Source organism: uncultured Maribacter sp., from assembly GCF_947500985.1.
In the GTDB taxonomy this organism is placed as follows: domain Bacteria; phylum Bacteroidota; class Bacteroidia; order Flavobacteriales; family Flavobacteriaceae; genus Maribacter.
In genome coordinates this window covers 569,506-583,965 of sequence record NZ_CANMTX010000002.1, presented here as the reverse complement: position 1 = coordinate 583,965, position 14,460 = coordinate 569,506, and the positions used below count along the sequence as shown (strand labels likewise).

The following is a 14,460-nucleotide window of genomic DNA, read 5'->3' as shown; positions in this document are numbered from 1 at the left end:
TTGATTTTGAAGTATTTAAACTATTGCAAAGTGATGTATATTGGAGCTAATAACATCCCTCTATGAGAACACATATATTCCAATTCAGTATTCTACTACTGATTTTATTCACACCTTATGTTGCAGTTTCCCAAATTGACAATACCAAAGAAATTGACAGTTTACGTAATGAACTGAAATTGGTAAAAACAGATACCGCTAAGGTTAATCTACTTTCAGAACTATCATTAGTATTAAGCAAGGTAGATTCTCTAGAAACATTTAAAACCGCTTTTGAAGCATTATCGTTAAGCCAAAAAATTAAATACAAAAAAGGAGAGGCAGCTGCATTATTTTCTATTGGTGGGGCATATATGGATTATTTTGAACTTGAAACTGCAGATGAATACTTAGATGAGGGCTTACCGATTATTGAGAAATTAGTCCAAGAAGATTCTACTAGAGCCAATTTGAAATTATGGTTAAGGGGTAATTATTTCAAAGCTATAAACTATGGTTACAAGGGTGATGTAAATAAAGAGGCAGAAATGACCTACATGGTAATACCTGTTGCGAAAAAACTAAATGACTTAGATTTTTTGACTAGGGTATATACAAATATGGGCATTATGAACATGAGAATGGGTCAATCTGAAGATGCTTACAAAAATTTATCAAAAAGTATTGAGATAAATAAAACCTTAGCTTCTAAGAAAAGAACCATTTTCACTGATCTTATGTTTTCTCAATTATTATATGGACTGGACTCAGTAAACCAAATGAAACCATATTTAAATGAAGCTAAAGATTTACTAGAAACAGATCCTAATGCTCTAGATTGGCAATTGTACTATACACAAGAAAGCTTTTATTACACAGGTTTAGGTAATTATACACAAGCAATTGAATCTTTAGACAAAGCCAGAGAGATAGTTGTTAAAAACCAAATGCACCAAGACTTCTATATTCTTTTACAGCGTTATGCCGTTGTTAGTGAAAAGAGCAATGATTACCCCGCAGCCATTTCTTACATGACCGAATTTATAAATACTGCCAAAGAAAAGAAAAAGCCAACCAATGTTTTTCAAGGTCTTTATAAGCGATCACAATATGAAGCTACACAAGAAAACTACAAAAATGCATATTTTGATTATGTAGCAGCAATTGATATATATGACAGCATAAACACTCATGAATCACTTGAAAATATAAAAGAATTAGAATTAAAATATGATACTGCTGAAAACGAGAAAGAAATTCTTTCATTGACAATTACCAATGAAAAGAAAAAATCGCAAACTTATATGTTAATAGGTTTAGCCTCTATTCTTGCATTTTTACTTTTTGGTGGTTACTATATCTATAACCAAAGGTTACGAAAAGCAAGAAAAAAAGAACGCCTACACGAATCTGAAATGAACTTGTTTAAACAAGAACAGCAAAATCAAATCTTTTCTGCTATGATTGAAGGGCAAGAAAAGGAGCGAAAAAGATTAGCTATTGATTTACATGACGGTCTTGGCGGTAGACTTTCGGGCATTAGCTTAAACCTATCTAAATTAGATAAAGACGAACCAAAAGAATACCCAAAGAAAGAACTGCAAAAAGTAATGAAAGATTTGGGCGATTCGCTGACAGAACTACGTTCTATTGCCAGAAATATGATGCCAGAAACTTTGGTTAAGTTTGGTCTTGAAGCTGCTTTAAAAGATTATTGTAGTAGTATGACCGGTAATGAGACAAAAGTAATGCTTCAGTTTTATGGTAATGAAAATGGAATAGATTTAAACCAACAGGTTACCATGTACCGTGTTATTCAAGAATTAATAAACAATGCTATAAAACATGCCAATGCTTCTGAAGTTCTAGTGCAGTATATGCGTGAGGGCAACAACGTAGACATCACGGTAGAAGATAATGGTGTTGGTTTCAATAAAGAAATATCAGAAGAAACACCATCAGGTATGGGACTTTCAAACTTAAAAACCAGAGTTGCATATTTGAAAGGAAGTTTAGATTTTAATTCAGAAATAAATGAAGGCACAACCGTTAACGTACATATCAATATAGATGCAGCTTAAACCAATTAATGTAGTTATTGTAGATGACCACCCAATGGTTATAGAGGGGTTAAAAACGCTTTTAGCCGGTGAGACTACTATTCATATTAAAAATTATTTTACAAACGGCAAAGACACGCTTGCTTTCTTGGAAAAGGATACTTGTGATATTATTTTATTGGATGTAAACCTACCTGATATTAATGGTGTAGAAATGGTGGGGATGATTTTGAATAAACGAGCCAATATTGGTATTTTAGGGTTAAGCACCTACTCTGAACCTAGCATTATCAACCAAATGATACGTAATGGCGTAAAAGGATATCTTTTAAAAAATGCCACTAGTAATGAACTGGTTGAAGCCATTAGCCAGGTACATAAAGGAAGGTTTTACTTTGGCAGTGAAATTCAAAAAATATTGGCAGATTCAGTCTCACAAGACACTAAAGACACTCCTAAATTAACCCGAAGAGAGAAACACATTCTTTCGCTTATCGCAGAAGGTAAAACCACGAACAACATCGCCGAAGAGTTATTTATTAGTCCGCTCACTGTTGAAACCCACCGACGAAACTTAATGCAAAAACTAGAAGTATCTAACGCAGCATCATTAATCAAAGTTGCTATAGAAAAGAAACTCATTTAGACCCTAAAACCAAAATAGACGCCATATCATATATTAAATTGCTATAAATTTTCGTTTAGTGTCATATATCTTGTAGATTATAGAGGTCTTCGACTAATAATTGTTAAAGACAATCTTTGAGATATGACATTACTTATGCGCCAAATTCATTTTATATTTTTATCTGCCTTACTATTAGTATCTACTATTAGTTTTGCGCAAGATATAGCTACCATAAATATCGTTTCCCCAAATGAAAGCACAGTCTGGAACATTCCCGACAAAATTGCTTTACAGTGGAATACTGTAAAAATTGACACTAGCAAGTCCATTCGTTTTTTTCTGGTACGCAATGAAATGGTAGTACAAGAGCTTGGTTCTTTTAAAAACGACGGTTTTGAAGACGGAATTGAATTGGCAAAAAACATAGGATCCGGCAATAGATATCAAGTAGTTGCCATAGAACTGTTCCCTGATGATAAATTCAATATTGCTAAAAAAGCTACTCCGTTCTTTTCGATTATAAATGCAGCATCTGACGAAAGAAAGAAAAAGCAGCAATTGGCAAATGTCAACACAGTAACTCCGAAAAATAAGAAGTCTAGATCTAAAGCAAAGAAAAAAGCAAAAGAGAAAATAGCACCTAAGCGAACTGCAGTTGTCCAGGCAGAAAAAAAGCCTGAACCTACAACCGAAAGCAAACCTGAAGTTAGAGACAGCTTCGATGGTAGAAAAATTTCATATACCAAAGAATTTGAGTTCAGCTCTGAAGATATCGTTATAAAAATATGGGATCATGGTAGACAAGATGGCGATATTGTATCTATTTATTTGAATGGTGTTCAAGTCATTAAAAAGTACTATTTAACCTATTGGAAAAAGGAATTTAAAATTAAACTTGACCCCACAAAATCTAACGACTTATTTCTTTACGCCCATAATTTAGGCGACTCACCACCAAATACAGTTTCAGTAGAAATATCTGATGGTGAAAAATCTGAAAATATTGTTTTGAACTCCGACTTAAAAAGTTGCGAGGCGGTATTGATAAGCGTAAAATAATCAAAACTCCGTATTATTACATTCTAACTATCAGTTAAAGTATAAATGTCATTTAAAACTTTCTTTGATGAACCTGAAAATTATAAGAATCGATTCGATTTTTATGAGCAAGGCGGCTCACCATTATTAATTGAAAAGTTTATAGAAACTATTGAGGAGCAAAAAAATGACATTGAAGAAATAAACATTTCTTGGTATCTATATAACAACCAACATTTACATGATTATCTCAAAAAAATAGCTGCAAATGGTATTATCGTGAATGTAATTTCTATACCGTTAGAAGGCTATGATCATAACAAACCAAAATTTCTAAAAAATCTTGTAACAGGTGAAAAGTCAGACACAAGTGTGACCAAGTATAATTTAGCAAGAAAAATTTATGGGGAGATGTACAGATCAACATCCCACGAAAATTTTAATTTATATGTGTTCCCTCATTTATATGTACGCAGTGCCCGTGTAAAAAAATTCTCAAGAGGTTCATTACCCTATTCTTTACACATTAAATCTGCTTACATTAAAAAGAAAAAAGGATACATACTACTGTTGAGCTCCTCTAATTTAGCTGTACGAGATTTGGTTAAAAATGAAACTATGATCTGTATAGAAGACGAACCAAACTATGAGGAAAACATAAAAGCGTTTTACAAAAATTTAATCAGTAATTCAATTGCTATTAAAGATTACAAAACGTCTTTAAACACCACATGCAACACGTATAATAAACTTGAATATAAATTTTCAAATTCGGTATTTATTACTGCACCATTTTATGACAATTCTGCGAATATTCTAGAAAAAACATTGTCAGGATATATAGTAGCAGCAAAAGAAAGAATTATAGTTTGCTCCCAACATTTGGCAGCATTTAATTACAAATTCAATGCTAAGCATCATGCTACTATTAATAAAAGTGAAATTCGTAAAGGTATATTAGGCGATGTAATTACCATGGCGAACAAAGGCATAAAAGTCACTTGTTTATCACAGACTTTTGCTCCTGAAACCGAAGATGCAGCGAAATTTAAAGAGATAAAATTTAGAAGACCTGTGAACACAAATAGCTTTCAGCAATTCTATAGTAAAGTCAAGAGTTCTAAAAATATTGAATACTATGTAAATGAGCACATACATTCAAAATTCATACTCATAGACAACACACTTATATACTGTTCTTATAATTTCACACCCACACAATTTATTTATCTAGACAATGTGAATATCACTCAATTCACCAACATGCCAGAATTAAACTATAGCGGAATACATTGCGAAGTAGGTATGCATCTTGTTATTAAAGATCAAAATACCATAAAGGCTTTTGAAAATAATGTTGGAAGTATTAAACATAAGAAGGAAACCATACAAGTAACTAACTTTGGGGGGCAAACCCACGAGGCATTAATTTGAAAACATAATTAATATTTAGACGCAAGCACGGGAACATTCAAATCTCGATTATCGAGTAAAATAGATGATTGATTTAAAAGCAATTTGAAATTCTAAAATGTATTTTTGTCTTCATGAGATGTGTTTTCTAAAAATCTCTTTAGAAAATCTAAGAAATATAGAATAGCGTAAGAAAATGAATATAGTATCCTTTTTTGCTGGAGCAGGCGGACTAGATCTTGGTTTTGAACAAGCTGGCTTTAATGTTATTTGGGCAAACGAATATGATAAGGATATTTGGGAGACCTATGAAAAGAATCATCCAAATACTACATTCGACAAAAGAAGCATTGTAGATATACCTGCGGATGATGTACCCGATTGTGACGGAATCATTGGTGGACCGCCATGTCAAAGCTGGAGTGCAGCTGGTGCCGCAAGAGGTATTCAAGATAAAAGAGGACAGCTATTCTATGATTTTATTAGAATACTGGAAGCCAAGCAACCCAAATTCTTTTTAGCAGAAAACGTAAGCGGAATGCTTATTGGCAAACATAGCGAGGCACTTGATGGCATTAAGAATCTTTTAAAAAATGCCGGTACAGGTTATGACCTTTCGTTTAAAATGCTAAACGCATCTGACTATAATGTACCTCAAGACAGAAAAAGAGTTTTCTTTATAGGCATTAGAAAAGACTTGAATTTTAAATATGAATTCCCGACCGAGACTTTTCCTAAAATAACACTTGAATCTTCTATAGCTGATTTAAATAAAAAAGCAATTCCTGCTTTAGAATTCAATAACACCAACGGAAAAAAATGTATTATTCCCAATCATGAATATATGATCGGTGGTTTTTCGACAATGTATATGTCTAGAAATCGTGTTCGCAATTGGGATGAGCAATCGTTCACTATACAAGCAGGTGGTAGACATGCTCCAATACACCCGCAGGCGCCTAAAATGAAGCTTATTGAAAAAGACGTGCGTGTCTTTGTTCCTGGTAAAGAAGATTTATACAGAAGGTTAAGCGTTAGAGAATGCGCAAGAATTCAAACCTTTCCTAATGACTTTACCTTTCATTATAAAAAAGTGGCTGCTGGTTATAAAATGATTGGTAATGCGGTACCTGTTAACTTGGCTAAATTTTTAGCCAATAGTATTATGAAGCAATTAAATGCTAATGATAAACTAAAAAAGAAGCAAAATACAAAAGCTGATAAATTACCTGTCTAGATACTATAAAGACAGGTAATTTATGTTTTAAGCTTTATTTAATTTATTCGATGATTCAAAATTTAACTTCGGCGGCATAAAATACATGAAAATCAACATTATCAGAAAATATAGAACCGCAAATATAGTATAGGTATGGTCACCCGCATCTGGTGAAATCGGCAACAAAACAAGAGACATATTTAACATCGATTGTATTACCAATACACATATTCCACTTTTGGTTTTTGAGTATACAATAGCACACATACCTGCAGCTCCCATCATATTTAAAAACAATGGCCATACAGGTAAATCTTCTATTACTCCAACATTAATAAAAACGGAAGGTAGCCACCATAAAGACCATACAAAGCCGATTACTTGGGTTGCGTAAAATGGTTTAGTGATTTTCGAAAGTTCACGAAATGCATAACCAATCCATACCACTTCACCTAGAAATGCCCAAGACAATAGAAACAAAGTGAATTTTAAGGTAGGTATATAAATTTCGAAATCAAGAATGGACATATCTCCATTATAAAAAGCTACAATTAATAAAGTTATTAAACCTATGGTAAATGCGAACAGTAAGCTAAATACATACCACTTTGGGTGTACTTTCCAAACTAGCATAGGTCTAAATAAATTCTTTATGCCTTCATTACCTTTTGTAATTTTTACAATAAATAGTAATAAGAACATTAGTGCGTAAAAGCGACCGTTGGTATATGGAAAAAACTCAATAACCCCCTTACTCTTTAAATAAGTAATAACAAAATTCAGCATTGGTGCAAGCACTAAAAACACCGATATTTCGTACTTTTTTAAAAAATTAATCATTTTTGTAGTTGTAATAGAATTTTTAGAAGTGACTAAGCGCTGTTTATTCATTATTCTAATGTGAACCTTTTTATAATTATAAAACTTACTAAAATAGTACATACATAGTCCACGATGTAAATTTTAAGAAAAATACAACAATTAAATAACAGGCAGTAACAACAAAAAACCCTCTTAATCAAATGATTAAGAGGGTTTAAAAGTACTCGAGGCGGGAATCGAACCCGCACTCCGAAGAACTGGATTTTGAATCCAGCGCGTCTACCAGTTCCGCCACTCGAGCATATTTTACCGTTAAGAAACGGCATCCTGTAAAACAGGACTGCAAAACTAAATAATTATTTTCTTTCCAACACCAAAAATATCAAGATTTATGCATTAGCAACCAAATTTAATTTTTAAATTTGCACCTCCTTAAAAACAAAGAACTCAATACTTTATTGAAGCAACTGTTTGGAAAACAATAAGAAAGACATGCCATACCAAGTTCCACAACCGAAAATATTTGCTTGTACACAAAGTAAAATCTTAGGCGAGAAAATCGCTAAGGCTTATGGAACGGAATTGGGTAAAATATCTTTTTCTCGTTATAGCGATGGGGAATTTCAACCTTCTTTCGAAGAATCTATTCGTGGAACGCGAATCTTTATTATTGGCTCTACACATCCTGGTCCTGAAAATTTGATGGAAATGTTGTTAATGATAGATGCTGCAAAAAGAGCATCTGCACGTCATATTACAGCAGTTATGCCATACTTTGGTTGGGCAAGGCAAGACAGAAAAGACAAACCTAGAGTACCTATTGCAGCAAAATTAGTTGCTAAAATGCTCGAAACAGCAGGTGCTACTAGAATTATTACAATGGATTTGCATGCTGATCAGATACAAGGGTTCTTTGAAAAACCTGTTGACCATCTTTTCGCTTCTACATTGTTTTTACCATACCTAAAAAACTTAGGCTTGAAAGACCTTACCATAGCTTCGCCAGATATGGGTGGTTCAAAAAGGGCATACGCATATTCTAAAGCACTAGATAGCGACGTTGTTGTTTGTTACAAGCAAAGAGCAAAAGCCAATATAATTTCACATATGGAGTTAATTGGTGATGTACAAGGTAAAAACGTAGTTCTAGTTGATGACATGGTAGATACTGCAGGTACATTGACCAAAGCAGCTGATTTAATGATGGAACGTGGTGCACTTAGTGTTAGAGCTATAACCACACATGGCTTGTTATCTGGCGATGCATACGAGAAAATTGAAAAATCAAAATTAACGGAACTAATCATTACCGATTCTATTCCGATCGAAATAAAGAGTGATAAAGTAAGAGTATTGAGCTGCGCTAATCTATTTGCCGAGGTAATGGACAAAGTACATAACAATAACTCTATTTCTTCTAAGTTCTTAATGTAAGTTAGAAGCCAAAACAAGAATATTAATTTTTAATACATACAATGAAGTCAATTACAATTAAAGGATCAGAAAGAGAAAGCGTAGGCAAAAAAGCAACCAAAGCCTTACGTAATGCTGGAAAGGTTCCTTGCGTAGTATACGGAGGGGATAAACCATTACACTTTTCAGCAGATGAACTAGCGTTCAGAGACTTGGTTTACACTGCAAATGCGCACACAGTTGCAATTGAATTAGATGGTGGAACTTCTGTAAAAGCAATTATGCAAGATATTCAGTTTCACCCTGTAACAGATGCTATTATCCATATTGATTTTTATCAATTATTCGATGATAAAATGGTTACTATGGATATTCCTGTAGTATTAGAAGGAAATTCGCCAGGTGTACGTAACGGTGGACGTTTATTGTTCAGAAAACGTAAACTTTCCATTAAAGCTCTACCAAGCAAATTGCCAGATTTCTTTAACATCGATATTTCTAAATTGAAAATCGGTCAAAATATTTCTGTTGCAACGTTAATGAATGAAGATTTTACCATCTTACATCCAGAAAGTCAAGTTGTTGTTCAAGTTAAAACTGCACGTACTGCAGTTGTTACTGACGACGAAGATGAAGAAGGAGAAGAAGGTGCAGAAGGTGCAACTGAAGAAGCTGCTCAAGAGTAGTCTTTTACAGTTTAAGATTCATAATAAAGCATCCTGGTACTTGTATCAGGATGCTTTTGTATTTTTATCAATTAAATCACAATACAAATGTTCGGTTTTTTTAAAGCTCTTTTCACAAAACAGAACATCATACTAGAAGAGAAAGATCCCATGAAGAAATTTTTAATTGTTGGCTTAGGTAATATAGGTGATGAATATGCAGAAACCCGACATAATATTGGGTTTAAAGTACTAGACGAAGTAGCCCGCGCAAATGACTTTACTTTTGAAACCGTAAAGCTTGGCGATATAGGGTCGTATAAGGTAAAAGGAAGAACTATAATTTGCCTTAAACCTTCTACATATATGAACAGAAGCGGAAAGGCTCTGAAGTATTGGATGGATAAAGAAAACATACCTCAAAGTAACATTCTAGTCATAACAGATGACATCAACTTACCTTTCGGTACTATTAGAATTAAAACCAAAGGTAGCAACGGAGGTCATAATGGATTAAAAGATATAGAGCTGTTTCTACAGACTATACTTTACAACAGATATCGTTTTGGAGTTGGAGCTGACTTCGGCAAAGGCAGACAGGTAGAATATGTTTTAGGGCAATGGAGCGAGGAAGAAAAAGCACTAATGCCGGAACGATTAAAGAAATCAACCGAGATTATAAATTCGTTTGCTCTAGCGGGTATTGCTAGAACTATGAATCAATTCAATAATTCTTAAAGAACTTTAAAAGTATAAACACCTGTATCTGATTTATTACCTTCATCATCAATAACAACAACTCTCCAGTAATACACCGTATCTGATGTTACAGATACGTTTATGCTTGTCACTGCTGATGAGAGCTCTCGAATTAAATCTATTGTCGGTGTTTCTACAGAGAAATACACTTCATAACTAGCAATATCATTGTCTAAATCAGAAGCAGACCATGATAGTTCAACCTCATTATTAATATCTTTAAAAACATTATTAGAAGAAGCCGGACTTATAATAGCAGCAGGAAAAGGTGCAAATGTGGTTCTAGACCCAGAATTATAAAAATACCACTCTTCGCTAGATACCGTTTGCTCTACTTCACTATTTCTAGAGCGTACAAACCATGAAAATTGTTCACCTTTTGCCAAAGGTAATTGTGCAGAGTTCGATGCCGACACAATGGTCTGTACAGTTCCAGTTGCGATATTAGTAACACGTAGTTCATACGTCTCGGTATTATCTGCCAAATCCCAACGAAACTCTACTCTACTCGTCTCCTCACCTATATCAACACCTGTCGTACATTCAGAATTCTCTTCTGGAAAAACCAACAGCACTGCCTCGGGCGGGTTTGCGGCACTTTTCTTTTTACAGCTAGTAACAGCTATAAACAAACACGTAATAAGTACTAAAAAGCGCATCATTCTTTAATTACTTTAGAAGTTCCATTTATTGTTCTTCCCTCATACTTTAAATAATAAATACCCGTAGATAACGAACTCAAATCTAAACTTATGATTCCGTTTAATGGTAGCATAGAATTACTAGAAATGTATCTGCCATCGGCACTAAAAATACTTACAACTACTTCTTCTTGCTGAGTACCTAAATAGATTTGAACAATATCTTTTACGGGATTTGGATATACAACCGGCTGAACATAAAAACCTATTTGTTCTTCATAAACACCTTGGCATGGTATATCTGTAAATACCTTTAAAGTATTCAATCCCTTATCTAAATCTAGTGCTATCGTTGATTCTTCTGTTTGTATCGCCACACCGTTTAGTTCTATGGTATAAAATGACGCCCCATTCATTTCAAGTGTTACTTGAGAGCCATCTACCGCAATCTTAGAAGTTACATTAAGTGGCGAAGGTTCTGTAATCTGAACTTCAACACAATACTCTTGATATGCTATAACACCATCTGTACCTGTAATACATAAGGTATACGTACCCGATCCTAAATTTGCTAAATTAAAGGCATTCGAAAAACTCTGTGTTAAATCTAATCCATCACCAGAAACTACCACCTGGTAATCTATTGCCAACTTTGGTACAATAGACAGCGAACCATCGTTATTATCACTACACGTTTCACTTTCTAAGCTAATAATAAAGTTCTCAACTGGGAAACGATATATAGCACAACCAGAAGCATCTACTTCTTGACCGGCAGGTGTACCTAAACATAGATCATCACCGTCATCAAACACTCCGTCATTATCGGCATCTGGTCTAAAATCTCCTTCAACACAAGCTTCAAGAACAAAAGAATTTAAACTACCCCCATCTGAAGGAGCGTTATCTTTTATTTCTAAAGTCCATTCGCCCAATATTGATTCTCCATTAAAAGAACTCAAACTCCCTAATGGTTTTACCGAACCACTTATGCCAGGGTTAACTGAGCAAGTAAAAGCTGGACTATCATCATCAAAAGTAGCAGTGATATTTCTCGAATCTCCACATGAATTAGAAACTAATGTTACCGTAGTACCTGCAGGCGATGTTAAGCTAATTACTAAATCAGCTAAAAAGGTATGTTCAACATCTAGTATTACATTAATATCTGCTACTGGCAAATCTTCAAAAAACACAATTTTTGAAGTAATTACTGGTGTACCACTACTAGATATCGCTATTGGCATACCTGCAGCACTTTTCGTAGCACAATTAAACTGTACAGTAGAAAAACTAAAGGGTGCACTAAAAATACCTTCTCCACAGTCATTTTTTGGTTTAACTCTCCAAAAATAAGTACTATTATTATCTAAAAGTGTAGGGGAGAACGAACTGCCATTAACAGTACTTGATTCTACAATATTCGTAAACGCATCATCATCTGCAATTTCAACATCATACTGAGTATTACCAACCGATGTTTCCCATTCTAACAACACATCTGTAGAGGCATTCTCAAAACTATCAACAGGTGATACCAGAACCACTTCTTCAAAATTATCATCATAGATTCTTAACTGCAGGGTAATTTCTTTTGTAACCGTGTCTGCTGTAGCTAAAACTCGAACAGGATAAATACCAGAATCAACGGTAGATATTCCTTCAAAATCAATGGTAACCAACGTTTCATCTACATCTGCCATTGCCGGTGTAAATGTAGCAGTCATACCTATTGGCAAATCAAGTACACTAAAAGCACTTTCTTCATCAAAACCTAAATCGGTCTCATAGGTAAAATCAACACTTAGATTGTCTGGTTTACAAATATCAAAAACAACCTCTTCAAAATTAAGTACGATCTCTGACGGAGTTATAGAAAAAACCGCATCATTAACGGCAAAGAAAATATTATCATCTGCCTTAATCATAATACGCCCCGTACTGGTTGGAATGTTTGGCACAATTATAGTCTGACTACCATCGTTCAAAGTGTTTTCTGTTAATAAAATAGGAAAAGTTACACCACGATCTGTAGATAAAAAGATAGAAACAGTTTCAGTATTTATGGGTGAGATATCAGTATTGGCAACATCCCAAGTAATGGTTTGCAGTGATCCCGCTTCAAAAGACTCTTCTCCGGCTTGAGAGTTTATCAAAAACGGTCCGGCTTCATTGACTACCGATACTGTCATCTCATCAGAATCTGATTGTCCTCCATTTAAAGCATTATCACGTACGGTTAATGAAAAATTCATATCGCGACCTATATTAGACAGCGTTTCCCAAGCAGAACCAGAAGTTGGTACTGTCTGAGTTAGTTCTCCGCTTAAAATTCTATTTAGACTAGGAAAATACCTTTCAGGAATCAGTGTAGGCGGCAAAGATCTAAAATTTGCCCCAGCTGGGTTATCAGGCCCAAATGTAGCTTGAGTAACTATTCCGTTATCAATCTGCTCCCAAGCATAACTAAGTACATTAGCAACATCAACATCTGTAGCCTCACCCGTAAGCACAAAAGGAGTTCCTTTAGGTATCACGTAATCTGATAAAGGCGTAATCGTTGGCGGATTATTGGTCAGCACATCCGTTACACCACATGAAACAGTTTCTAGGTAATCTCGTATTTGAACTATGCTTACATAATGAAAGTAATCATCACTATTAGAGGCTACATTATTATTTCCCGTTATGCCAGCATATCCCATTATTGTTGTTCCACTAGCTGGTTCTACCTGTACCGTTGTACCTTCAGAAATATGTGAAAAAGAATGATTTGCTCCAAACTGGTGTCCCATTTCATGAGCTACCAAATCAATATCAAATGCATCGCCTACCGGTGAAGACAATGTAGTATAACCACTACCCTTTCTACTATCTGTACAAACGGCACCAATAAAACCCGAATTACCGTCTAGGGTATTATCCTGTTGATTAAAAAGATGTCCTATATCATAATTTGCCTCTCCAATAACACTTGTCAATGTATTTTGAACCTGAGAACTTAAACTACCCGTATAAGGGTCGGTTTCTGGATCTGTATAAATTACAAGGTCAGTATTGTCTATCAACTCTAGGGTTATCGCCAAATCGCGTTCAAATACGGCATTAATTCTAGTTAACGTTGCATTAATAGCAGCAAGAGCATCAGCCTTTGTTCCTCCATGAAATTCTGTATATTCACCTGAAGCGGAAATGGCTACTCTAAATTTTCTTAGTGTTTGGTCATCAACTAACTTGGCAGTAAGGTTCTGCGAATATTCTTTAACTTCTGGTATAGTTTTACACACAAAATCAATATCGCGCTCGTCTTGCTCTGTTCTACGATATAATACATAGGTATCATCAGCAGATTTCTGCATAAACAATGCTTCGTTTTCTCCAGAAGTACTCATAGTACTCTGAATACCTTTCGGAGAAACACTAAACCTGATTTGGGTCGTGGCATCGTGCAAAGCAATACCTTTATATGATTGTATGGATGGATATTTTAGTGCTAATTCTTCAGAAAAAAGATGAGAATCTTCTACTAGAAAGGGAACTAACTTGCCCGTTTCATCAGGAAAATAAATAATCTTTGAAGTTTTATGCTCTGAAAGTGCCTGTAAAAATTGTTGTTGATTAAGAGTAAAAGCTGTTCCTTTATTCACTCTTAACTGTTGCTTAGTAAATTGCTTAGCCTTATTATTCAATTCCGTATTTTTCCAATAAGCAGTTTGTGCCATACCGGAAAAGGAAAGAAATACTATGGTAATTGTAAAAACTAGGCGTAATTTTGCAATCATTCAGAGGCTTTTAACTCAAAATCAAATATAAGTCTTTTTAT

Annotated in this window: 11 protein-coding genes and 1 tRNA gene; 8 read left to right on the top strand and 4 right to left on the bottom strand. The window is 34.5% G+C overall.

The features are described from left to right. Positions 1-62 precede the first annotated feature (62 nt). The 5 genes from Q0871_RS06145 to Q0871_RS06125 all read left to right on the top strand — a co-directional run bounded on the left by Q0871_RS06145 (position 63) and on the right by Q0871_RS06125 (position 6,355). Positions 63-2,060, top strand: coding sequence for a sensor histidine kinase (locus tag Q0871_RS06145; RefSeq protein WP_299319529.1), 1,998 nt, complete (start codon positions 63-65; stop codon positions 2,058-2,060). Next, entirely contained in the window at positions 2,050-2,685 is a 636-nt protein-coding gene (locus Q0871_RS06140; RefSeq protein ID WP_299319525.1) for a response regulator transcription factor, read from the top strand. Before Q0871_RS06145 ends, Q0871_RS06140 begins: the two co-directional genes overlap by 11 nt. A 123-nt stretch (positions 2,686-2,808) precedes the next feature. Next, on the top strand, positions 2,809-3,726 hold the full coding sequence (locus tag Q0871_RS06135) for a hypothetical protein (RefSeq protein ID WP_299319522.1): 918 nt from the start codon (positions 2,809-2,811) through the stop codon (positions 3,724-3,726). Positions 3,727-3,771: 45 nt separating this feature from the next. Next, positions 3,772-5,139 carry a hypothetical protein gene (locus Q0871_RS06130; protein ID WP_299319521.1) on the top strand — a complete coding sequence of 456 codons (1,368 nt, stop codon included), beginning with the start codon at positions 3,772-3,774 and terminating at the stop codon, positions 5,137-5,139. Between the two features lie 175 nt (positions 5,140-5,314). Then, complete coding sequence (locus Q0871_RS06125) at positions 5,315-6,355, top strand: DNA cytosine methyltransferase (protein ID WP_299319519.1); 1,041 nt, start codon at positions 5,315-5,317, stop codon at positions 6,353-6,355. 27 nt (positions 6,356-6,382) lie between these two features. Here the strand turns inward: Q0871_RS06125 and Q0871_RS06120 are convergent, their stop codons facing one another. Next, positions 6,383-7,177 (bottom strand): CPBP family glutamic-type intramembrane protease, encoded by a 795-nt coding sequence (locus tag Q0871_RS06120; protein ID WP_299319517.1) that lies wholly within the window; start codon positions 7,175-7,177, stop codon positions 6,383-6,385. A gap of 203 nt (positions 7,178-7,380) precedes the next feature. Next, positions 7,381-7,460, bottom strand: a tRNA-Leu gene (locus Q0871_RS06115). A gap of 191 nt (positions 7,461-7,651) precedes the next feature. On the opposite strand from Q0871_RS06115, the gene Q0871_RS06110 reads away from it, so the two are divergent. The 3 genes from Q0871_RS06110 to pth all read left to right on the top strand — a co-directional run bounded on the left by Q0871_RS06110 (position 7,652) and on the right by pth (position 9,975). Then, positions 7,652-8,593 carry a ribose-phosphate pyrophosphokinase gene (locus tag Q0871_RS06110; protein WP_073242043.1) on the top strand — a complete coding sequence of 314 codons (942 nt, stop codon included), beginning with the start codon at positions 7,652-7,654 and terminating at the stop codon, positions 8,591-8,593. A 41-nt stretch (positions 8,594-8,634) separates the two neighbouring features. Continuing rightward, entirely contained in the window at positions 8,635-9,258 is a 624-nt protein-coding gene (locus Q0871_RS06105) for a 50S ribosomal protein L25/general stress protein Ctc (RefSeq protein WP_299319514.1), read from the top strand. Positions 9,259-9,345: 87 nt separating this feature from the next. Beyond that, entirely contained in the window at positions 9,346-9,975 is a 630-nt protein-coding gene (gene pth, locus Q0871_RS06100) for an aminoacyl-tRNA hydrolase (protein WP_073242039.1), read from the top strand. On the opposite strand, the gene Q0871_RS06095 is transcribed toward pth, so the two are convergent. After that, positions 9,972-10,658, bottom strand: coding sequence for a hypothetical protein (locus Q0871_RS06095; protein ID WP_299319505.1), 687 nt, complete (start codon positions 10,656-10,658; stop codon positions 9,972-9,974). The genes pth and Q0871_RS06095 overlap by 4 nt on opposite strands. Beyond that, positions 10,655-14,419, bottom strand: a complete 3,765-nt coding sequence (locus Q0871_RS06090) for a reprolysin-like metallopeptidase (RefSeq protein WP_299319502.1) — start codon at positions 14,417-14,419, stop codon at positions 10,655-10,657. The genes Q0871_RS06095 and Q0871_RS06090 overlap by 4 nt, the downstream gene beginning before the upstream one ends. Between the last annotated feature and the right edge of the window lie 41 nt (positions 14,420-14,460).

Bases quoted from the DNA above. Each gene is read 5' to 3' on its own strand.
- Q0871_RS06130 (WP_299319521.1), top strand. From the start codon at position 3,772: ATGTCATTTAAAACTTTCTTTGATGAACCTGAAAATTATAAGAATCGA.
- Q0871_RS06090 (WP_299319502.1), bottom strand. From the start codon at position 14,419: ATGATTGCAAAATTACGCCTAGTTTTTACAATTACCATAGTATTTCTT.
- Q0871_RS06120 (WP_299319517.1), bottom strand. From the start codon at position 7,177: ATGATTAATTTTTTAAAAAAGTACGAAATATCGGTGTTTTTAGTGCTT.
- Q0871_RS06145 (WP_299319529.1), top strand. From the start codon at position 63: ATGAGAACACATATATTCCAATTCAGTATTCTACTACTGATTTTATTC.
- Q0871_RS06135 (WP_299319522.1), top strand. From the start codon at position 2,809: ATGACATTACTTATGCGCCAAATTCATTTTATATTTTTATCTGCCTTA.
- Q0871_RS06110 (WP_073242043.1), top strand. From the start codon at position 7,652: ATGCCATACCAAGTTCCACAACCGAAAATATTTGCTTGTACACAAAGT.
- Q0871_RS06105 (WP_299319514.1), top strand. From the start codon at position 8,635: ATGAAGTCAATTACAATTAAAGGATCAGAAAGAGAAAGCGTAGGCAAA.
- Q0871_RS06095 (WP_299319505.1), bottom strand. From the start codon at position 10,658: ATGATGCGCTTTTTAGTACTTATTACGTGTTTGTTTATAGCTGTTACT.
- pth (WP_073242039.1), top strand. From the start codon at position 9,346: ATGTTCGGTTTTTTTAAAGCTCTTTTCACAAAACAGAACATCATACTA.
- Q0871_RS06140 (WP_299319525.1), top strand. From the start codon at position 2,050: ATGCAGCTTAAACCAATTAATGTAGTTATTGTAGATGACCACCCAATG.
- Q0871_RS06125 (WP_299319519.1), top strand. From the start codon at position 5,315: ATGAATATAGTATCCTTTTTTGCTGGAGCAGGCGGACTAGATCTTGGT.